The sequence below is a fragment of the Lelliottia amnigena genome (assembly GCF_019047465.1).
Taxonomy (GTDB): Bacteria; Pseudomonadota; Gammaproteobacteria; order Enterobacterales; family Enterobacteriaceae; genus Enterobacter; species Enterobacter amnigenus.
The window spans coordinates 3,124,156-3,141,670 of the sequence record NZ_CP077236.1 but is presented as its reverse complement, the minus strand read 5'-3'; the positions used below and the strand labels follow the sequence as shown (position 1 = coordinate 3,141,670).

The following is a 17,515-nucleotide window of genomic DNA, read 5'->3' as shown; positions in this document are numbered from 1 at the left end:
ACCCAAACCTTAAAAAGAAGTCTCTACCAGTCCTGTTGGATTTAAATCCGAAGACAATAAGGCAGAGCTAAAATCTGTTGATGACCACGCCCACAGGACGTGGTTTTCAGTTGGCAATAAAAATGGCAGCCACGCGCTGCCATTTTGCTTTGAGCTACGACGCCGCGATAAACAGCTCCCGCAGCTGATGAAGCTGATCGCGGATTTGCGCGGCTTCTTCGAACTCCAGGTTTTGTGCGTGCTGCATCATCTGCCCTTCCAGTTCGTGAATTTTCTGCTGCAGCGCTTTTGGCGTCAGCACCAGTTCAACCGGATCGGCCTCAACCGGAGAGCGCGATTTGCCGCGGCCTTTGGCTTTGGTTTTCGCCAGCCCCTGGCCGAGCGCCAGTATATCCACCACTTTCTTGTTCAAGCCCTGCGGCACAATGCCGTTATCCAGATTGTACTGGTGCTGCTTCTCGCGGCGACGTTCCGTTTCGCTAATCGCTTTCGCCATCGACGCCGTAATTTTATCGCCGTACAAAATGGCTTTACCGTTGATGTTACGCGCCGCACGGCCAATGGTCTGAATAAGCGAGCGCTCGGAGCGCAGGAAGCCCTCTTTATCGGCATCCAGAATCGCCACCAGCGATACCTCTGGCATATCCAGGCCTTCTCGTAACAAGTTAATCCCGACCAGCACGTCAAATTCGCCAAGGCGCAAATCGCGAATGATCTCCATACGCTCGACGGTGTCAATATCCGAGTGCAGATAACGCACGCGCTCGCCGTGCTCTTCAAGATACTCGGTCAGATCTTCCGCCATACGCTTGGTGAGCGTGGTGACCAGCACGCGTTCGTTGATCGTCGCGCGCGCACGGATTTCAGAAAGCAGATCGTCCACCTGAGTGCCCACAGGACGCACTTCGATAATGGGATCCAGCAGGCCGGTCGGGCGCACCACCTGATCCACCACATCCTCGCCAGATTTTTCCAGCTCGTAGTTGCCGGGCGTCGCAGAGACATAGATGGTCTGCGGGGCCAGCGCTTCGAACTCTTCGAACTTCATTGGACGGTTATCCAGCGCCGACGGCAGACGGAAGCCATATTCCACCAGCGTCTCTTTACGCGCGCGGTCGCCACGGTACATGCCGCCGATTTGCGGAATGGTTACGTGGGATTCGTCCACCACCAGCAGCCCATCGGCAGGCAGATAATCAAACAGCGTCGGCGGCGCTTCACCGGGACCACGGCCCGAAAGGTAGCGTGAGTAGTTTTCGATACCCGAGCAGTAGCCCAGCTCGTTCATCATCTCCAGATCGAACTGCGTACGCTGGCTCAAACGCTGCTCTTCGAGCAGTTTGTTATTTTCCAGCAGCACTTTTCGTCGCTCGGCCAGTTCGACTTTGATGTCTTCCATCGCCTGGACAATGCGCTCGCGCGGGGTGACGTAGTGCGTTTTGGGGTAGACGGTGAAGCGCTGAATCACTGAATCAATATGGCCGGTCAGCGGATCAAAAAGCGACAGCCGTTCGACTTCTTCATCAAAAAGCTCAACGCGTAACGCCAGATCGTCGGATTCCGCCGGGAAGATATCAATCACTTCGCCCCGCACGCGGAACGTCCCGCGCTGGAACGCCTGATCGTTACGGGCATATTGCAGCTCGGCCAGACGCCGCAAAATGGCGCGCTGATCGATGATCATCCCGTTGGTGAGGTGCAACATCATTTTCAGATACAGATCGGGATCGCCCAGACCGTAAATAGCGGACACAGAGGCCACCACAATGACGTCTCGACGCTCAAGCAAGGCCTTGGTCGCCGACAGACGCATCTGTTCGATATGCTCGTTCACAGACGCGTCTTTCTCGATAAACGTATCTGAGCTCGGGACGTAGGCTTCGGGTTGATAATAATCGTAGTAGGAGACGAAATATTCCACGGCGTTATCCGGGAAGAACTCTTTCATCTCACCATAAAGCTGTGCCGCCAGCGTTTTGTTGGGTGCCAGCACCATCGTGGGGCGCTGCAAATCGGCAATCACGTTGGCGACGGTAAATGTTTTACCCGACCCGGTTACGCCCAGCAGCGTTTGATGTGCAAGCCCATCTTCCAGCCCCTCTTTCAGACGACGGATCGCCTCCGGCTGATCGCCAGAAGGACGGAAGGCAGAATTCAATTTGAACATTTTACTCATGGGCAACAACCTGATGACGATAAAAGCGGCAGGTGAGTAATTTTACTCGTGACTGGCAAATTTGCCAGTAAAAAATACTGGATGTAAATCCAGTAGCATGTAACGATATTTGGTACTGCATCCGGTGAATCAGCGAAAATGTGGTCAATATCCAGACTACGGCACGATAAAACACTAGCCTGAAGGGCTTATCCCCAAAACATTTCTATTTTTAACATTTGTCAAGCTGGGTAAGGGCAGATTTATGGCCGCAGATGACACTTTCATTACGGTGATTGCTTTTGTCTAACACATTAATTAATAGAGGATATTTCTTAAAGCCGCGTTTCGCATCAATTCATCCGCAGGCCGCGTATTCTCTCGCTTACCTGAAGTTTTCTAACCCTAATGCACATGGTTATCCACAGGAATAGTGGATAACTGCTTCCAGCCCACGTAGACAGCCACTCCGCAAAGTCCCGGTTTTTCCCAAAAGCCGGTCCGTAAAAAATATTTATAGCTCTTTTTCGATGATTAACAGTTGAGCAGATCATATACGACCGGTGAGATCTTACTCACATTTCCTCGATCCTCGCTGCACCACGACTCAGCGTCGTTAGCACTGAAGATGTGCAATTCCGCGCCTGTACATCACATTAGCAGTGACATAATCCGAAAAAAACACCTTATTCGATTAACTTTACGTATATGGCAAGGGTTTTGCAGAATCATTATGACATCTCGCCCACGCGTTTTTTACGGAGTGAATTATGCTGAGTCTGCGCGCAATAAATCAGTTTTACGGGAGCGAACACACGCTGTGGAACATAGATCTCGATTTGCCGCCAGGGAAGTGTACAGGCGTGGTCGGGTTGCCCGGCATGGGGAAAACGACTCTGATCAACTGCATCACCGGGCAACTTCCGGTGGAGAGCGGCTCTATTATCTGGCATGAAGCGGGCGCGCCACCGCAGGACTTGTTGGGCGCTGCGCGTGAGCACAGCGAATTACCGGGGATCGGGTATGTCACGCAGGATAGACGGATATTTTCGCAGCTCACGGTTGAAGAAAATTTGCATGTCGCGATGCGCGCGCAGGGGAAATCCGACGCGACGGCCAGCAGCGAAATGTACGATCTGTTGCCGCAGCTGTGGCCGCTGCGACAGGCCCGTGCGATGGGATTGTCTCCGGATGACAAATATCAGCTGGCGCTGGCAAATGCGCTGGTCAGCCGCCCTCGCCTGCTGATTCTGGACGAACCGATGCACGGTGCCAGCCTGACATTTACCCACAGGCTGGGATTGCTTCTGGCGCGTTTAAATCGAGATTTGGGCATGACGGTTTTACTGGCGGAACAGCAGCTGTCGTTTATCCGCCGTGTGGCCGACCGTTTTTGCATGCTGTACCGCGGACGTAACGTGGCGCAAGGCCACGTTAATGAGCTCAATGACGAACTTATTGCCCACTGGATGACGCTGGATGCAAGGCGCTGAGATCGAGATAGTGTCCGGTTTCCGCGTTTTCTGCCCCGTCGGCAAGCCACGGGATTTCGCCGAGAAAGGGCGCATGAATCCGGTGTTTAAGCGTCGCCAGATACTCATGATGGCGTTTTCCCGGCGCAACCACATCGTTGGCTATCCAGCCTGCGAGACGCAGGCCTGACTGTTTTACCGCTAATGCGGTGAGCATCGCATGGTTAATACAGCCCAGTTTGATACCAACGACCAGAATAACCGGCAATTGTTCGCCCGCCACCCAGTCGGCAAAAGTCAGGTCATCACTGAGCGGGGTAAACCAGCCACCCGCCCCTTCAACCAGCACCCATTCAGCCTGCTCCTCCAGCGCCCGAAGGCCCGCAGAGAGCACAGAAAAAGAGATTGGGCGCTGCTCATCATGGCTCACAATGTGTGGCGAGGTCGGTTCCGCAAAGGTGTAGGGATTCACCGCCTGATATGACAGCGCCACGCTGCTGTTTCGTTGTAGCGCTAACGCGTCAGTGTTGCGCAGCCCTTCTGCCGTCATCTCGCTACCAGAGGCGACCGGTTTATATCCGACGGTTTTGAATCCCTGTAAACGCGCGGCCTGCAGTAATGCACTGCTGGCCACGGTTTTCCCCACTTCGGTGTCGGTCCCGGTGACAAAATAGCGTTCAATCACGTTCGATAATTCCATGGAAAAGTTGATAAGAGAGCGGGAATTCACCCCGCTGCTGCGGCCAGGCTAACTCCAGCCGCTGGAGCTCGCCGCGCGTCAGCGGTTTGCGCCCGCGCCCGTCATGCAAATGCGTGGCGCCAATGCCCTTCAGGGAACGCATGGCGCTGAGCGCATCCACAAACGTCAGCGTCACCGTCTGCGTGGTCGCGCGATATCGCCAGCCCCGCATGGCAGAAATCACCTCTGCCTCGGGCAAGAACCGGTTGGCATGAGGCCGTTCATCCACGGCCTGCCACGCCTGATTGAGTTCCGGCAGCGAGTGTGCCAGCAGCGTGGTAAAGGCCAGCGTACCGCCAGGACGCGTGACCCGATACAGCTCCCGCAGCGCTTGCGAGAGACTGGCGCACCATTGCACGGCCAGGTGGCTCCAGACCAGGTCAAACTGCGCGTCAGGCAAGGCCATGGATTCAATATCCCCCACCCGATAATCGTCCGCTGCCTGCTGATAGCGGGCCTGTTCGATCATCTGCGGCGAGAGGTCGAGTGCCGTGACGTGACAGCCTCTTTCCCGCCAGACGCGGCTGTTTGCCCCCGGTCCGCAACCGGCATCCAGCACCGCATTAAAGCGTTTATCACCGAGAAACGCGTACAGCCCCTGCGCGCTCTGGCGCTGGAGTTCATCGTGTTGAGAATAGCACCGCGCCGCCCGGCCAAAGGCGGACGCGATGGCCTGCTTATTAACCTGCGGCATACAGCGCCTCCAGCACGTTATCGATGTCCTGCGTCTGGTGCGCGGCCGTCAGCGTCAGACGCAGCCGCGCGGTTCCCGCCGGTACGGTTGGCGGACGAATCGCCGTCACCCACATATTGCGCGCACGCAGCTGTTCCGCCAGCGCCAGCGCACGACTGTTTTCCCCCACGATCAGAGGCTGAATCGCGCTGTGTGAATCGGTTGTCTGATACGGCAACTCTCGTGCGCCTGCGCGAAAACGCTGAATGAGCGCCGCCAGCGTTTGCCGCCGCTGCTCACCGTCATCGCTTCGAATGACCTTCAACGCGGCCTGTAGCGCCACAGCCTGTGCAGGCGGCATGCTGGTGCTGTAGATCAGATGTCGCGCGAACTGCAGCAGATAATCCGCAACGGAATCGCTGCATAGCACCGCCGCACCGCTTACGCCAAAGCCTTTGCCGAAGGTCACGACCAGGATCTCCGGCTGGACATTTTGGCTGAATGCGCTGCCGCGCCCTTCGTCCCCCAGCACGCCAATTCCGTGGGCATCATCAACCAACATCCAGGCGTTATGCCGCTGAGCGGTTGCCTGCACATCGCATAACGGCGCGCTGTCGCCATCCATGCTAAATACCCCTTCCGTCACCACCAGCTGTTGCCCGTCGCAGGGCTTTTCCAGCAGCGTACTGAGCTGGGAGGCGTCGTTGTGCGCAAAGCGGCGCAATTGAGCGGGGCTGAGATGTGCCGCTTCCAGCAGCGATGCGTGGCTCAGGCGATCGGCAACTATCCGATCGTCTTTTTCCATCAGGGCGGCAATCACCGCCTGATTTGCGGCGAATCCCGAGATAAACAGCAGCGCGCGGGAATAGCCGAGCCAGTCGGCGAGCGACGTCTCCAGGGCATGATGCGCCGTGGTGTAGCCGCTGACGTGACCGGAGCCGCCGCTGCCGACGCCGTACTGCTCAGCCCCCTCTTGCCAGGCGCGAACGATCGCCGGGTGCTGGCTCAGGCCAAGGTAATCATTGCTGGAGAAATTGCAGAACTGACGCTGTTCGCGGATAAGAAAGCGGCCAGCGCCGCCCTCCACAACCGTACGCACGCGAAAAGCCTCTGCTGCCCGGCGTTTCTCCAGCGCAGTTGTGATGCGTTGCTGCCAGGTCATACGGTGGCCGCGTTGTAATACTGTTCGGTATCGGCGTTGAAAAGCTGCTGCTCAAGGCGCTGCTGCTGTTCGTTATCGCCCGTCAGCACGTCCGTTTGCGTCGGGTTCAGCCCCAGCTTGCGGAACAACTGAACGTCTTTGTCCTCTTCCGGGTTTGGCGTCGTCAACAGTTTGCAGCCGTAGAAAATAGAGTTCGCGCCCGCCATAAAGCACATCGCCTGGGTCTGCTCGCTCATCTGTTCGCGACCCGCAGAGAGGCGCACGAAAGAGGTTGGCATCATGATGCGCGCCACGGCGATGGTGCGAATAAAATCGAACGCGTCCACGTCGTCGTTATCGGCCATCGGCGTGCCTTTGACTTTCACCAGCATGTTGATCGGCACGCTTTCCGGTGGCGTCGGTAAATTGGCCAGCTGTAACAGCAGACCGGCGCGATCGTTCACGGTTTCGCCCAGGCCAACAATACCGCCAGAACAGACTTTGATCCCCGCATCGCGTACTTTTTCCAGCGTATCCAGGCGCTCCTGGTAGGTACGCGTGGTAATAATATTGCCGTAGAATTCCGGTGAGGTATCGAGATTGTGATTGTAGTAATCCAGCCCTGCCGCCGACAGGCGCTGCGCCTGGCTGTCATTGAGCGTGCCAAGCGTCATGCACGCCTCCAGCCCCATCTCTTTAACGCCCTGAACCATTTGTTCCAGATACGGCATATCGCGATCGTGCGGGTTTTTCCACGCTGCTCCCATGCAGAAACGAGTCGAGCCGGCATTTTTGGCCTTGCGTGCTGAGTCCAGCACCTGCTCCACTTCCATCAGACGCTCGGCTTCCAGCCCGGTTTTGTAGCGCGCGCTTTGCGGGCAATATTTGCAATCTTCCGGGCACGCCCCGGTTTTGATCGACAGCAGCGTGCTGACCTGGACATGGCGCGGGTCGAAGTGCTGACGGTGGATCTGCTGCGCTTCAAACATCAGTTCCAGGAAAGGTTTATTAAATAATTCGGTGACCTGCGACATTGTCCAGCGAGTGTGGTGAGCCATTGGGCTTCTCCAAAGGGTTTTGTTAATTATCGGTTCAGCGTATAATCGTAAACCTAAATTAATATAAAATGGTTTACAAGTCGATTATGTTACAAGACGATCTCGCCTTCGATCAACGCCATATCTGGCACCCTTACACGTCAATGAGTCAGCCTTTGCCCGTTTATCCGGTGGCGTCTGCGCACGGCTGCGAGCTGCATCTCACGACGGGCGAAACGCTGATCGACGGGATGTCATCGTGGTGGGCGACCATTCATGGCTACAACCACCCGCGCCTGAACGCGGCAATGAAAACGCAAATCGACCAGATGTCACATGTGATGTTTGGCGGAATCACTCACCCGTCTGCGATTACTCTGTGCCGTCGTCTGGTGGCGATGACGCCGGAAAATCTGGAATGCGTTTTCCTTGCCGATTCGGGTTCGGTCGCGGTCGAAGTGGCGATGAAAATGGCGTTGCAGTACTGGCATGCGAAGGGCGAAACGCGCCAGCGGTTTCTAACGTTCCGCAACGGCTATCACGGTGATACGTTTGGCGCGATGTCGGTCTGCGATCCGGACAATTCGATGCACAGCTTGTGGAAAGGATATCTCCCGGAAAACCTGTTTGCGCCCGCCCCGCAAAGTCGTTTTGACGGCGAATGGGACGAGGCCGATATGGTTGGGTTTGCGCGAATAATGGCGGCGCATCGCCAGGATATCGCCGCCGTGATTCTGGAGCCCATCGTTCAGGGCGCAGGCGGTATGCGGATGTATCACCCTGAGTGGCTACGACGCATCCGCAAGATGTGCGACCGCGAAGGCATCCTGCTGATTGCCGATGAGATCGCTACCGGATTTGGTCGCACTGGCAAACTGTTCGCCTGTGAACATGCGGGCATCGCGCCGGATATTTTGTGTCTCGGTAAAGCGCTAACGGGCGGGACGATGACCCTTTCTGCGACGATCACCACGCGTCATGTTGCCGAAACCATCAGCGACGGTGAAGCGAGCTGCTTTATGCACGGTCCCACGTTTATGGGGAATCCGCTTGCGTGCGCGGCGGCCAGCGAAAGCCTGGCGATCCTTGAAAGCGGGGAGTGGCAGGCGCAAGTTGCGGCTATCGAAGCGCAGCTCAAACGGGAACTGACGAAGGCAAAAGCGTCTGAATGTGTGGCGGACGTGCGCGTTCTGGGCGCGATTGGCGTGGTGGAAACCCGCTATCCGGTGAACATGGCCGCGTTGCAGCGTTTCTTCGTCGATCAGGGGGTGTGGGTGCGTCCGTTCGGCAAACTGATTTATCTGATGCCGCCGTACTTGATCACCGCAGAGCAGTTGCAAAAACTGACTGACGCCGTGGTCGACGCGGTGAATTATCCCGATCACTTTGTGATGTAATCCAGGATGCAAAACGACGCCCGGCCAGACAAGTCTGCCGGGCGTTTTTTTATAACACGGGCGGCAACAGCGCCACCAGATGTCCCTCATCCAGCAGTTCCATCGCCTTTTCGATGTCCGGCGCGAAGAAACGGTCATCATCGTAGTGTGAAACGGCCTCGCGCAGCATCTGGCGCGCCTGCTCCAGCAAGGGGCTGGATTTTAGCCCTTCGCGCAAATCAATACCCTGAACCGCCGCGAGCCACTCTACCGCCAGCACGCCCCGCGTATTTGACGCCATTTCCCACAGGCGACGCCCTGCGGCCGGTGCCATAGAGACGTGATCTTCCTGATTCGCCGAGGTCGGCAAACTGTCGACGCTGTGCGGATGCGACAGGGCTTTATTTTCGCTCGCCAGCGCCGCCGCCGTGACCTGGGCAATCATAAACCCGGAGTTGACGCCGCCGTTACGCACCAGGAACGGCGGCAGCTGCGACATGTGTTTATCCATCATTAACGCGATACGGCGCTCGGATAATGCGCCGATTTCGGCAATCGCCAGCGCCAGATTATCCGCCGCCATCGCCACCGGCTCAGCGTGGAAATTGCCGCCGGAAACCACTTCATTTTGCTCGGCAAACACCAGCGGGTTATCGGAGACCGCGTTGGACTCGATAAGTAAAACCTCTGCGGCGTGGCGCAACTGGGTTAAACACGCGCCCATCACCTGCGGCTGACAGCGCAGCGAATACGGGTCCTGCACTTTGTCGCAGTTATGATGAGAATCAGCGATTTCACTGGTATCCGTCAGCACATGGCGATACATCGCTGCCGCGTCAATTTGTCCGCGCTGGCCGCGCACCGCATGAATACGCGCATCAAACGGACTCCGTGAGCCGAGCACCGCTTCGGTCGTTAAGGCGCCGCACACCACCGCCGACGCAAACAGATCTTCGGCTTCGAATAATCCACGCAGCGCAAACGCGGTTGACGCCTGGGTACCGTTCAGCAGCGCCAGGCCCTCTTTCGCGGCGAGGGTAATCGGCTCCAGTCCTGCCTTTTTCAGTGCGTCTTTGGCGGGCAGCCATTCGCCCTGCCAGCGGGCTTTGCCCTCGCCGAGCAACAGCAACGACATATGGGCCAGCGGGGCCAAATCGCCCGACGCGCCAACGGAACCTTTCGACGGGATCCACGGATACACCTGAGCATTCACCAGCGCAATCAGCGCCTGAATCACGCTCAGCCGGATGCCGGAAAAGCCGCGCGCCAGGCTGTTGATTTTCAGCACCATCATCAGGCGCACCATGCTGTCGTCCAATGGAGCACCTACGCCTGCGGCATGCGACAGCACCAGCGAGCGCTGGAGATTTTCCAGATCGTGCGTGGCAATGCGCGTCTGCGCCAGCAGGCCAAAACCGGTGTTAATCCCATATGCGGTACGGTCTTCCGCCACGATCGCTTCGACGCAGGCCACGCTTTGGTTGATGGCTTCATGCGCTTTTTCATCCAGTGCCAGCGGGGTCGGGTGACGCCAGACGTTGCGCAGCTGTTTCAGCGTCAGCGCGCCAGGAGTAAGGGTTAACGCGTTCATCAGTGCTTTCCTTGTGTGGCGGCAATCATCGGCAGATTCAGTCCCTGCTCTTTGGCGCAGTCAATCGCGATGTCGTAACCCGCATCGGCATGGCGCATCACGCCTGTCGCCGGGTCGTTATGTAGTACGCGGGCAATACGCGCTGCGGCTTCGTCGGTGCCGTCGCAGACAATCACCATTCCCGCATGCTGAGAAAAGCCCATCCCCACGCCGCCGCCGTGGTGCAATGACACCCAGGTCGCCCCGCTGGCGGTGTTCAGCAGCGCGTTGAGCAACGGCCAGTCGGAGACCGCGTCGGAGCCGTCCTGCATCGCTTCGGTTTCGCGGTTTGGGCTGGCTACGGAACCTGAATCCAGATGGTCGCGGCCGATCACAATCGGCGCAGACACTTCACCGCTGCGCACCATTTCGTTAAACGCCAGGCCGAGCTTTTGTCGCCACTCCAGCCCTACCCAGCAGATACGCGCCGGTAAACCCTGGAAGTTGATGCGCTCGCGGGCCATATCCAGCCAGTGATGCAGATGCGCGTCGTCGGCAACGATCTCTTTGACTTTGGCATCGGTTTTGTAGATATCTTCCGGGTCGCCGGAAAGCGCGACCCAGCGGAACGGACCGATACCGCGGCAGAACAGCGGACGAATATAGGCGGGGACGAAACCGGGGAAATCGAAGGCGTTTTCAACACCCATCTCTTTGGCCATCTGGCGGATATTGTTCCCGTAATCGAAGGTCGGGACGCCCATTTGGCTAAACGCCAGCATCGCGCGGACGTGTTGAGCCATCGATTGTTTGGCGGCCAGAACGGTGCCTTCCGGATCGGTTTTCGCTTTTTGCTGGTACTCTTCCCAGCACCAGCCGGTGGGCAGATAGCCGTGCAGCGGATCGTGGGCGCTGGTCTGGTCGGTCACCAGATCCGGGCGAACGCCGCGCGCGACTAGTTCCGGGACGATATCCGCCGCATTGCCGCACAGCGCAATCGACACGGTTTTGCCTTCGGACGTGTATTTGTTGATGCGCGCCAGCGCGTCGTCCAGATTGTCGGCCTGCTCATCGACGTAGCGGGTGCGCAGACGGAAATCGATGCGGCTCTGCTGGCATTCAATGTTCAGGGAACATGCGCCCGCAAGCGTTGCGGCCAGCGGCTGTGCGCCGCCCATGCCGCCCAGTCCTGCGGTTAGCACCCAGCGGCCTTTCAGTGAACCGTTGTAGTGTTGGCGACCGGCTTCCACGAAGGTTTCGTAGGTGCCCTGCACAATTCCCTGACTGCCGATATAGATCCAACTGCCCGCGGTCATCTGGCCATACATCGCCAGCCCTTTCGCATCCAGTTCGTTAAAATGTTCCCACGTCGCCCAGTGCGGCACGAGATTTGAGTTGGCAATCAGCACGCGCGGGGCATTTTTATGGGTTTTAAACACACCCACCGGTTTGCCGGATTGCACCAGCAGGGTTTCGTCGCTTTCAAGATGGGTCAGAGAGTCCACAATGGCGTCGTAGCATTCCCAGTTGCGCGCTGCGCGACCGATGCCGCCGTACACCACCAGCTCATGCGGATTTTCAGCAACGTCGGGATCGAGATTATTCATCAACATGCGCAGCGGCGCTTCGGTGAGCCAGCTTTTGGCTGTCAGCGTGGTGCCGCGTGGGGCGCGGATCTCCTGCTGGCGGTATTTACCTGACGACATTGTGTGGTCCTCATACGGGATGAAATATACAAATAGATATACTTGTATAGACAACCCCGCACAAGGTTGGATTTAACAAAAAAGATACAATTTTGTTATATTGCGTTAGCTATCACGCTTTTAAAACTTATGACATAAAGTGGCCCTGCAACCGGTAGCGATCCCCGGGAAACAGCAGCCGCGCATGGGAGACAATTTGCGCGCCAGACCAGGTGCGACGGCGGATCAGCAGGCACGGATCGTGCTCTTTGATGCGCAGCATTTCACACTCCTGCAACGTGGCGCGTACCGCTTCGACGATGTGTTCGCCTTCGGTCAGCGGGGCAACCTGCGACAGCCAGGCATGCGGCGTGGTCTGGGTGTAATCCTGTTCGAGATAGTCCGGCACGCGCGCGGCATTGACGCAGCGGTCTTCGATTTGTACCGGGATGTCATTCTCGAAATGCACCATTAGCGAGTGAAAAATCCGCGTCCCCTCATTGACGTTCAGCGCCAACGCCTGTTCAGCGCTGGCCTGCGTCTCTTCAAGAATTAACACCTCGCAATGATGCTGATGATTTCGCGCGGCGATCTCATCGGCGATGCTGCGGATCGCAAAAAGCGCAGACTCCCCTTTTGGCTCGGCGACAAAAGTCCCGACCCCCTGCAATCGCACCAGCATACCCTCGTCGGTCAGTTCCCGCAGCGCGCGGTTGATGGTCATGCGGCTAAAACCAAACTGCGCCACCAGCTCCGCTTCGGATGGAATGCGGTCGTGTGGCTTCCAGACGCCCGCGGCGATTTTCTCGCTGATCGCCTGTTTCACCTTTTCGTAAAAAGGCGCGGGCGCGCTGGGTGGCTGATTCGGTGAGCGTGTAAACATCGTGACTCCTCTAAACGTGTTATGCCCACCAGTGAGCAATTTGCCAGGCCAAACGCGCAGCCAATCGTGCACCCTGACCATCGCGATCGTACGACGGATTAAACTCGACTAAATCAGCGGCCTGCAGCTTTCCGCTACGACAGATCTGCTCAATCACCGGCATAAGATCCATGGCCGGAATACCAAGCGCTGCCGGAGCCGAGACTGCGGGCATTTCACCCGCGGGCAGGACGTCCAGATCGAGGGTGAGATACACGCGATCCGCCTGCGCTAAAACGGCGTCCAGTGTGGATAACGCATCGCGGCGAAAATGCAGATCGTCCACCAGCGTGACGTTCAGGCGAACCGCTTCATCCCACAGCGCCTGGGTATTCGCCGCGCGGCTGACGCCAAAGCACGCGTACTGAAATTCACGCTGCTGCGCTTCGCAATACTGCGCAAGCTGGCGGAACGGCGTGCCGGAAGTCGCCCTTTCGACTTTGCGCAAATCGAGATGCGCATCCAGATTAATGATAACGACGCGTTCATCAGGAAACGCATCCAGCACGCCGCGCCCGTGCGCCCAGGCGGTTTCATGCCCGCCGCCGAATACCAGCGTGCGCATCCCCGCGTGCTGACAGGATTTCACCCCGTCGCTGAGCGCTTGCTGCGCGGGTTCAAGCTGGTCTGCTTCAACGGTGATCGTCCCCATATCCACCAGCCGATCGTGCCCGTGATGGCTGGCCATATTCGCTAGGGCCTTGCGCAGCACGTCGGGTGCGTGCGCCGCGCCAGGTCTGCCATGATTGCGCTTCACCCCCTCATCGCTGGCAAAACCGAGCAATGCAATACCTGAACTTACCGGAATAAAATGTTCAGCCTGGCGTAGCGTCTGGAAAATACGCAGGGCGTTGCTGGCCTCGGCGCGATCGTCTCGCCCTTGCCAGATTTCAGAGGGCGTTGGTCGCCAAAAATTCATGTTATTTTCCCACGAAAAACACGTTGATACAGCGGGTTACGACCTGGCTCATACACCATTTCCACCGGCCGTTCGGCATCCCAGACAATAAAATCGGCGACAAACCCGTCTTTTAATTGCCCGTGTGTGGCGCCGCGTCCGAGCGCCTGCGCGGCATGGCGCGTCACGCCAGCCCATGCTTCTTCCGGCGTTAAGCCAAACTGGACACAGGCCATGTTCATCGCCAGATGCAGGCTGGCAAACGGGCTGGTGCCGGGGTTGTAGTCGGTCGCCACGGCGATTGGCACGCCCTGTTTTCGCAGCTGTTCAACCGGTGGGCGCTGGCGCTCCTGTAAGAAATAGAACGCGCCCGGCAGCAATACCGCTACCGTGCCGTTTTGCGCCATCGCGGCAACGCCCGCGTCGTCCAGATATTCGATATGATCGGCGGACAAGCCTTTATAGCGGCTGACAAGAGCCGCACCGCCAAGGTTTGAAAGCTGCTCGACGTGGCCTTTGACGGGGATCCCCAGCGCCGCAGCGGCCTGAAAAACCCGCTCGGTTTGTGCAGGGGTGAACCCGACGTTTTCACAAAACACATCCACCGCTTCAAAGAGGTTCTGCTTCCAGAGTGTGGGCATGATTTGCTCGCAAACCAGCCTAAGATAAGCATCCGGATCGTGACGGTATTCAGTTGGTACCGCGTGCGCCGCCAGCAGCGTCGGGCTTATCTCGACCGGATTGTTTTGCGCGAGCTGTTGCGCCACGCGCAGCATTTTCGCTTCGGCCTCGTGATTCAGACCGTAACCGGATTTGATCTCAAGCGTGGTAACGCCCTCTTGCATCAGGCGTTGCAGCCGCTGTTGCGCCAGCGTCAACAGCGTTTCCGCCGAGCTTGCGCGCGTCGCTGCGACCGTGGCGTTAATCCCGCCGCCCTGCGCACTGATCGTTTGATACGAGACGCCATTAAGACGCTGCTCCCACTCAGAGGCGCGGTCGCCGCCGAACACCAGATGGGTATGACAGTCAATCAGGCCCGGCGTGACCAGCCGCCCTTCAAGGTCAATCTGATTCGCATGATTTACCGGGATGTCAGCTTCAGGAATCAGCGCCAGGATTTTCTCGCCGCGTACAATTAATGCGACGTTTTCCTGCATACCGTAAGGCTCAGGGTTGTCCGGATTCAGGGTTGCCAGCCGTGCGTGATGCCAGATAACGTCATCGGGATGAAGCTGCTGCATAGGACGTCCGCTTGTCATGAGTTGTATAGACATTTATTTTCATTCGATTGCCCCTGTCAACCCGCTTTATCGAAAATGTTATTTATTTGTGACGACTTCCGCGGCTGTCGCAGGTGAAAAAGAGAACTTTTTGCCTTTTCATCTTCCCGTTTCGCTCAACTTAGTATAAAAAAGCAGGCTATTTCGATTATCCCGTTAAGACTCGCGAAGCAAGGAGCTTTCCCTTGAACATTTCCAGGATTTCCCGTCTGGCGTTGGCGCTCGCATTTGGCGTGACGTTATCCGCCTGTAGCTCAACGCCTGCGGATCAGTTGCCTTCTGAGCAAGCTGCACCAGGTACGGCGTCTCGCCCTATTCTGTCTGCTGGCGAAGCAAAGAACTTCACCGCTGCACATTATTATTCAGCAATGGATCCAAACGCTGCGCCGTGGACGCCGTCCTCTATTCGTCTGCCTGAGCAGCCAAACTTCGTGGTTGGGCCAGCAGGCGCGCAGGGCGTGACGCACACCAGCATTCAGGCTGCGGTTGACGCGGCTATCACCAAGCACAGCGCGTCTCGCCAGTACATTGCGATTTTACCGGGTGAATACGAAGGAACCGTTTATGTTCCTGCCGCACCGGGCAGCATCACTATTTATGGTACCGGTGAGAAAGCGGTTGATGTGAAAATTGGCCTGGCGATCGACTCCGAAATCGACCGTAACACCTGGCGTCATCTGGTGAATCCGGCCGGTAAATACATGCCAGGCAAACCGGCGTGGTATATGTTCGACAACTGCCAGAGCAAGCCAAGCGCGACCGTGGGCGTGATGTGTTCTGCGGTAGTCTGGTCACAGAACAACGGTCTGCAGCTGCAAAACCTGACCATCCAGAACACCGTGGGTGACAGCGTGGATGCGGGTAATCATCAGGCGGTTGCCCTGCGTACTGACGGCGATCGGGTGCAGATCAATAACGTGAATATTCTGGGTCGCCAGAACACCTTCTTTGTGACCAACAGCGGCGTGCAAAACACGCTGCAAAATAACCGTCTGACGCGCACTCAGGTCACCAATAGCTACATTGAAGGCGATGTGGATATTGTGTCTGGTCGTGGCGCGGTGGTGTTTGATAACACCGAATTCCGCGTCGTGAACAGCCGCACCCAGCAGGAAGGTTACGTGTTTGCGCCTGCAACGCTGTCCAACATGTTCTACGGCTTCCTGGCTATTAACAGCCGCTTCACCGCATCCGGTGACGGCGTGGCGCAGCTGGGGCGTTCTCTGGATGTGGATTCGGCGACCAACGGTCAGGTCGTGATTCGCGACAGCGTGATCAACGAAGGCTTTAACATGGCAAAACCGTGGGCCGATGCCGCTGTCTCCAAACGTCCGTTCTCCGGCAACACCGGCGCGGTGGATGATAAAGGCAACGTGCAGCGCAATCTGAACGACGCTAACTTCAACCGCATGTGGGAGTTCAACAACCGCGGCGTGGGCAGTAAAGTCGTGGCTGAGCCGAAGAAGTAATCGGATCTCCGGACATAAAAAAACCTCGCATTAGCGAGGTTTTTTATTTTCTATCGCTTAGTGTGCGTTAACCACCACCCACATTGGGCCCTGACCAACCGCATAGCGACCTTTCTCTTCCAGCAGTCCCTGTACGCCTTTAATTTCATACAGCGCGATGTGATGGGATTTCTGCCCCGCCGCAATCAGGAATTTGCCGCTGTTATCGATATTAAAGCCGCGCGGCTGGGTTTCGGTTGGCTGGAAGCCTTCGATTGCCAGCACGCTGCCGTCTTCAGAGATGCTGAACACGGTGATCAGACTCGAAGTGCGATCGCAGGCGTACAGATGACGGCCATCCGGGGTGATATGAATATCTGCCGCCCAGCGGGTGTCGGCAAAGTCCGCAGGCATCATATCCAGCGTCTGGATGCACTCGATCTGGCCGTTTGGATTGCGCAGTTCCCACACGTCAACGGAGCTGTTTAGCTCATTTACCACGTAGGCGTACTGCTGATTCGGGTGGAACACCATGTGACGCGGACCTGCGCCCTCCACGGTGGTGACCTCTGCCGGGTTCTGCGCCTGCAGGTGGCCGTCGTCGCTGAGCGTGAACAGGCAAATGCGATCCTGCTTCAGCGCGGGAACCCACAGCGTGCGGTTATCCGGAGAGATATTCGCGGAGTGACAGCCTTCCAGCCCTTCGACAATATCCACGGTTTCAACCGGAATGCCCTCTTCCAGACGCGTCACGCTGACGCTGCCCGCATTGTAAGATCCGCTGAAAAGGAAACGACCCTGACGATCGGTGGAGATATGCGTCGGGCTGCCCGGCAGTGGCGCTTCGGCGGTGTAGGTCAGCGTGCCATCGTCCGGGGAAATGCGGTAAGCCAGAACGCGGAATTCAGGACGCACGCCAACATACAAAAAACGTTTATCCGGACTGACGACCATTGGCTGAACTTGCCCAGGCACATCGACAACCTGCACCAGCGTGAGCGAGCCTTCGGTATTCAGACGCCAGACGTGGATCTGCTGGCTTTCAGGACTGGCGGTATAAACGGTTTGTTTCATGAATTCTCCTTTCCTCACTGCGCGTGAAAGTAATTAACTTTTAAC

Annotated in this window: 14 protein-coding genes; 3 read left to right on the top strand and 11 right to left on the bottom strand. The window is 57.2% G+C overall.

The genetic code is table 11. From position 1 onward, the window contains the following. Window positions 1-154: 154 nt before the first annotated feature. On the bottom strand, window positions 155-2,176 hold the full coding sequence (uvrB, locus tag I6L74_RS14700; protein ID WP_059178587.1) for an excinuclease ABC subunit UvrB: 2,022 nt from the start codon (window positions 2,174-2,176) through the stop codon (window positions 155-157). A gap of 749 nt (window positions 2,177-2,925) precedes the next feature. On the opposite strand from uvrB, the gene I6L74_RS14695 reads away from it, so the two are divergent. After that, window positions 2,926-3,648 (top strand): ABC transporter ATP-binding protein, encoded by a 723-nt coding sequence (locus I6L74_RS14695; protein WP_059178588.1) that lies wholly within the window; start codon window positions 2,926-2,928, stop codon window positions 3,646-3,648. Here I6L74_RS14695 and bioD read toward each other — a convergent pair. The 4 genes from bioD to bioB are packed head-to-tail and all read right to left on the bottom strand — an operon-like array spanning window position 3,611 to window position 7,238. After that, window positions 3,611-4,312 (bottom strand): dethiobiotin synthase, encoded by a 702-nt coding sequence (gene bioD / locus I6L74_RS14690; protein WP_059178589.1) that lies wholly within the window; start codon window positions 4,310-4,312, stop codon window positions 3,611-3,613. The genes I6L74_RS14695 and bioD overlap by 38 nt on opposite strands. Next, window positions 4,305-5,060, bottom strand: coding sequence for a malonyl-ACP O-methyltransferase BioC (gene bioC / locus I6L74_RS14685; RefSeq protein WP_059178590.1), 756 nt, complete (start codon window positions 5,058-5,060; stop codon window positions 4,305-4,307). Before bioC ends, bioD begins: the two co-directional genes overlap by 8 nt. After that, the gene (bioF, locus tag I6L74_RS14680) at window positions 5,047-6,201 is read right to left on the bottom strand and encodes an 8-amino-7-oxononanoate synthase (RefSeq protein WP_059178591.1); all 1,155 of its coding nucleotides are present in this window, start codon (window positions 6,199-6,201) and stop codon (window positions 5,047-5,049) included. The genes bioC and bioF overlap by 14 nt, the downstream gene beginning before the upstream one ends. Then, window positions 6,198-7,238: a biotin synthase BioB gene (gene bioB / locus I6L74_RS14675; RefSeq protein ID WP_072241804.1), complete on the bottom strand. Its 1,041-nt coding sequence runs from the start codon at window positions 7,236-7,238 to the stop codon at window positions 6,198-6,200. Before bioB ends, bioF begins: the two co-directional genes overlap by 4 nt. Before the next feature lie 86 nt (window positions 7,239-7,324). On the opposite strand from bioB, the gene bioA reads away from it, so the two are divergent. Further along, window positions 7,325-8,614, top strand: a complete 1,290-nt coding sequence (bioA, locus tag I6L74_RS14670) for an adenosylmethionine--8-amino-7-oxononanoate transaminase (protein ID WP_072241828.1) — start codon at window positions 7,325-7,327, stop codon at window positions 8,612-8,614. 49 nt (window positions 8,615-8,663) lie between these two features. Here bioA and hutH read toward each other — a convergent pair whose 3' ends face one another. The 5 genes from hutH to hutI all read right to left on the bottom strand — a co-directional run bounded on the left by hutH (window position 8,664) and on the right by hutI (window position 14,909). Next, the gene (gene hutH, locus I6L74_RS14665) at window positions 8,664-10,184 is read right to left on the bottom strand and encodes a histidine ammonia-lyase (RefSeq protein WP_059178594.1); all 1,521 of its coding nucleotides are present in this window, start codon (window positions 10,182-10,184) and stop codon (window positions 8,664-8,666) included. After that, window positions 10,184-11,869 (bottom strand): urocanate hydratase, encoded by a 1,686-nt coding sequence (gene hutU, locus I6L74_RS14660; RefSeq protein ID WP_059178595.1) that lies wholly within the window; start codon window positions 11,867-11,869, stop codon window positions 10,184-10,186. Before hutU ends, hutH begins: the two co-directional genes overlap by 1 nt. A 127-nt stretch (window positions 11,870-11,996) precedes the next feature. After that, window positions 11,997-12,731 (bottom strand): histidine utilization repressor, encoded by a 735-nt coding sequence (locus I6L74_RS14655; protein WP_059178596.1) that lies wholly within the window; start codon window positions 12,729-12,731, stop codon window positions 11,997-11,999. Window positions 12,732-12,750: 19 nt separating this feature from the next. Then, window positions 12,751-13,689, bottom strand: coding sequence for a formimidoylglutamase (gene hutG / locus I6L74_RS14650; RefSeq protein WP_059178597.1), 939 nt, complete (start codon window positions 13,687-13,689; stop codon window positions 12,751-12,753). Continuing rightward, entirely contained in the window at window positions 13,686-14,909 is a 1,224-nt protein-coding gene (gene hutI / locus I6L74_RS14645) for an imidazolonepropionase (RefSeq protein ID WP_059178598.1), read from the bottom strand. The genes hutG and hutI overlap by 4 nt, the downstream gene beginning before the upstream one ends. Before the next feature lie 224 nt (window positions 14,910-15,133). On the opposite strand from hutI, the gene I6L74_RS14640 reads away from it, so the two are divergent. Next, entirely contained in the window at window positions 15,134-16,417 is a 1,284-nt protein-coding gene (locus I6L74_RS14640; RefSeq protein ID WP_059178599.1) for a putative acyl-CoA thioester hydrolase, read from the top strand. 57 nt (window positions 16,418-16,474) lie between these two features. On the opposite strand, the gene pgl is transcribed toward I6L74_RS14640, so the two are convergent. Further along, entirely contained in the window at window positions 16,475-17,470 is a 996-nt protein-coding gene (gene pgl / locus I6L74_RS14635) for a 6-phosphogluconolactonase (RefSeq protein ID WP_059178600.1), read from the bottom strand. Window positions 17,471-17,515: the final 45 nt, after the last annotated feature.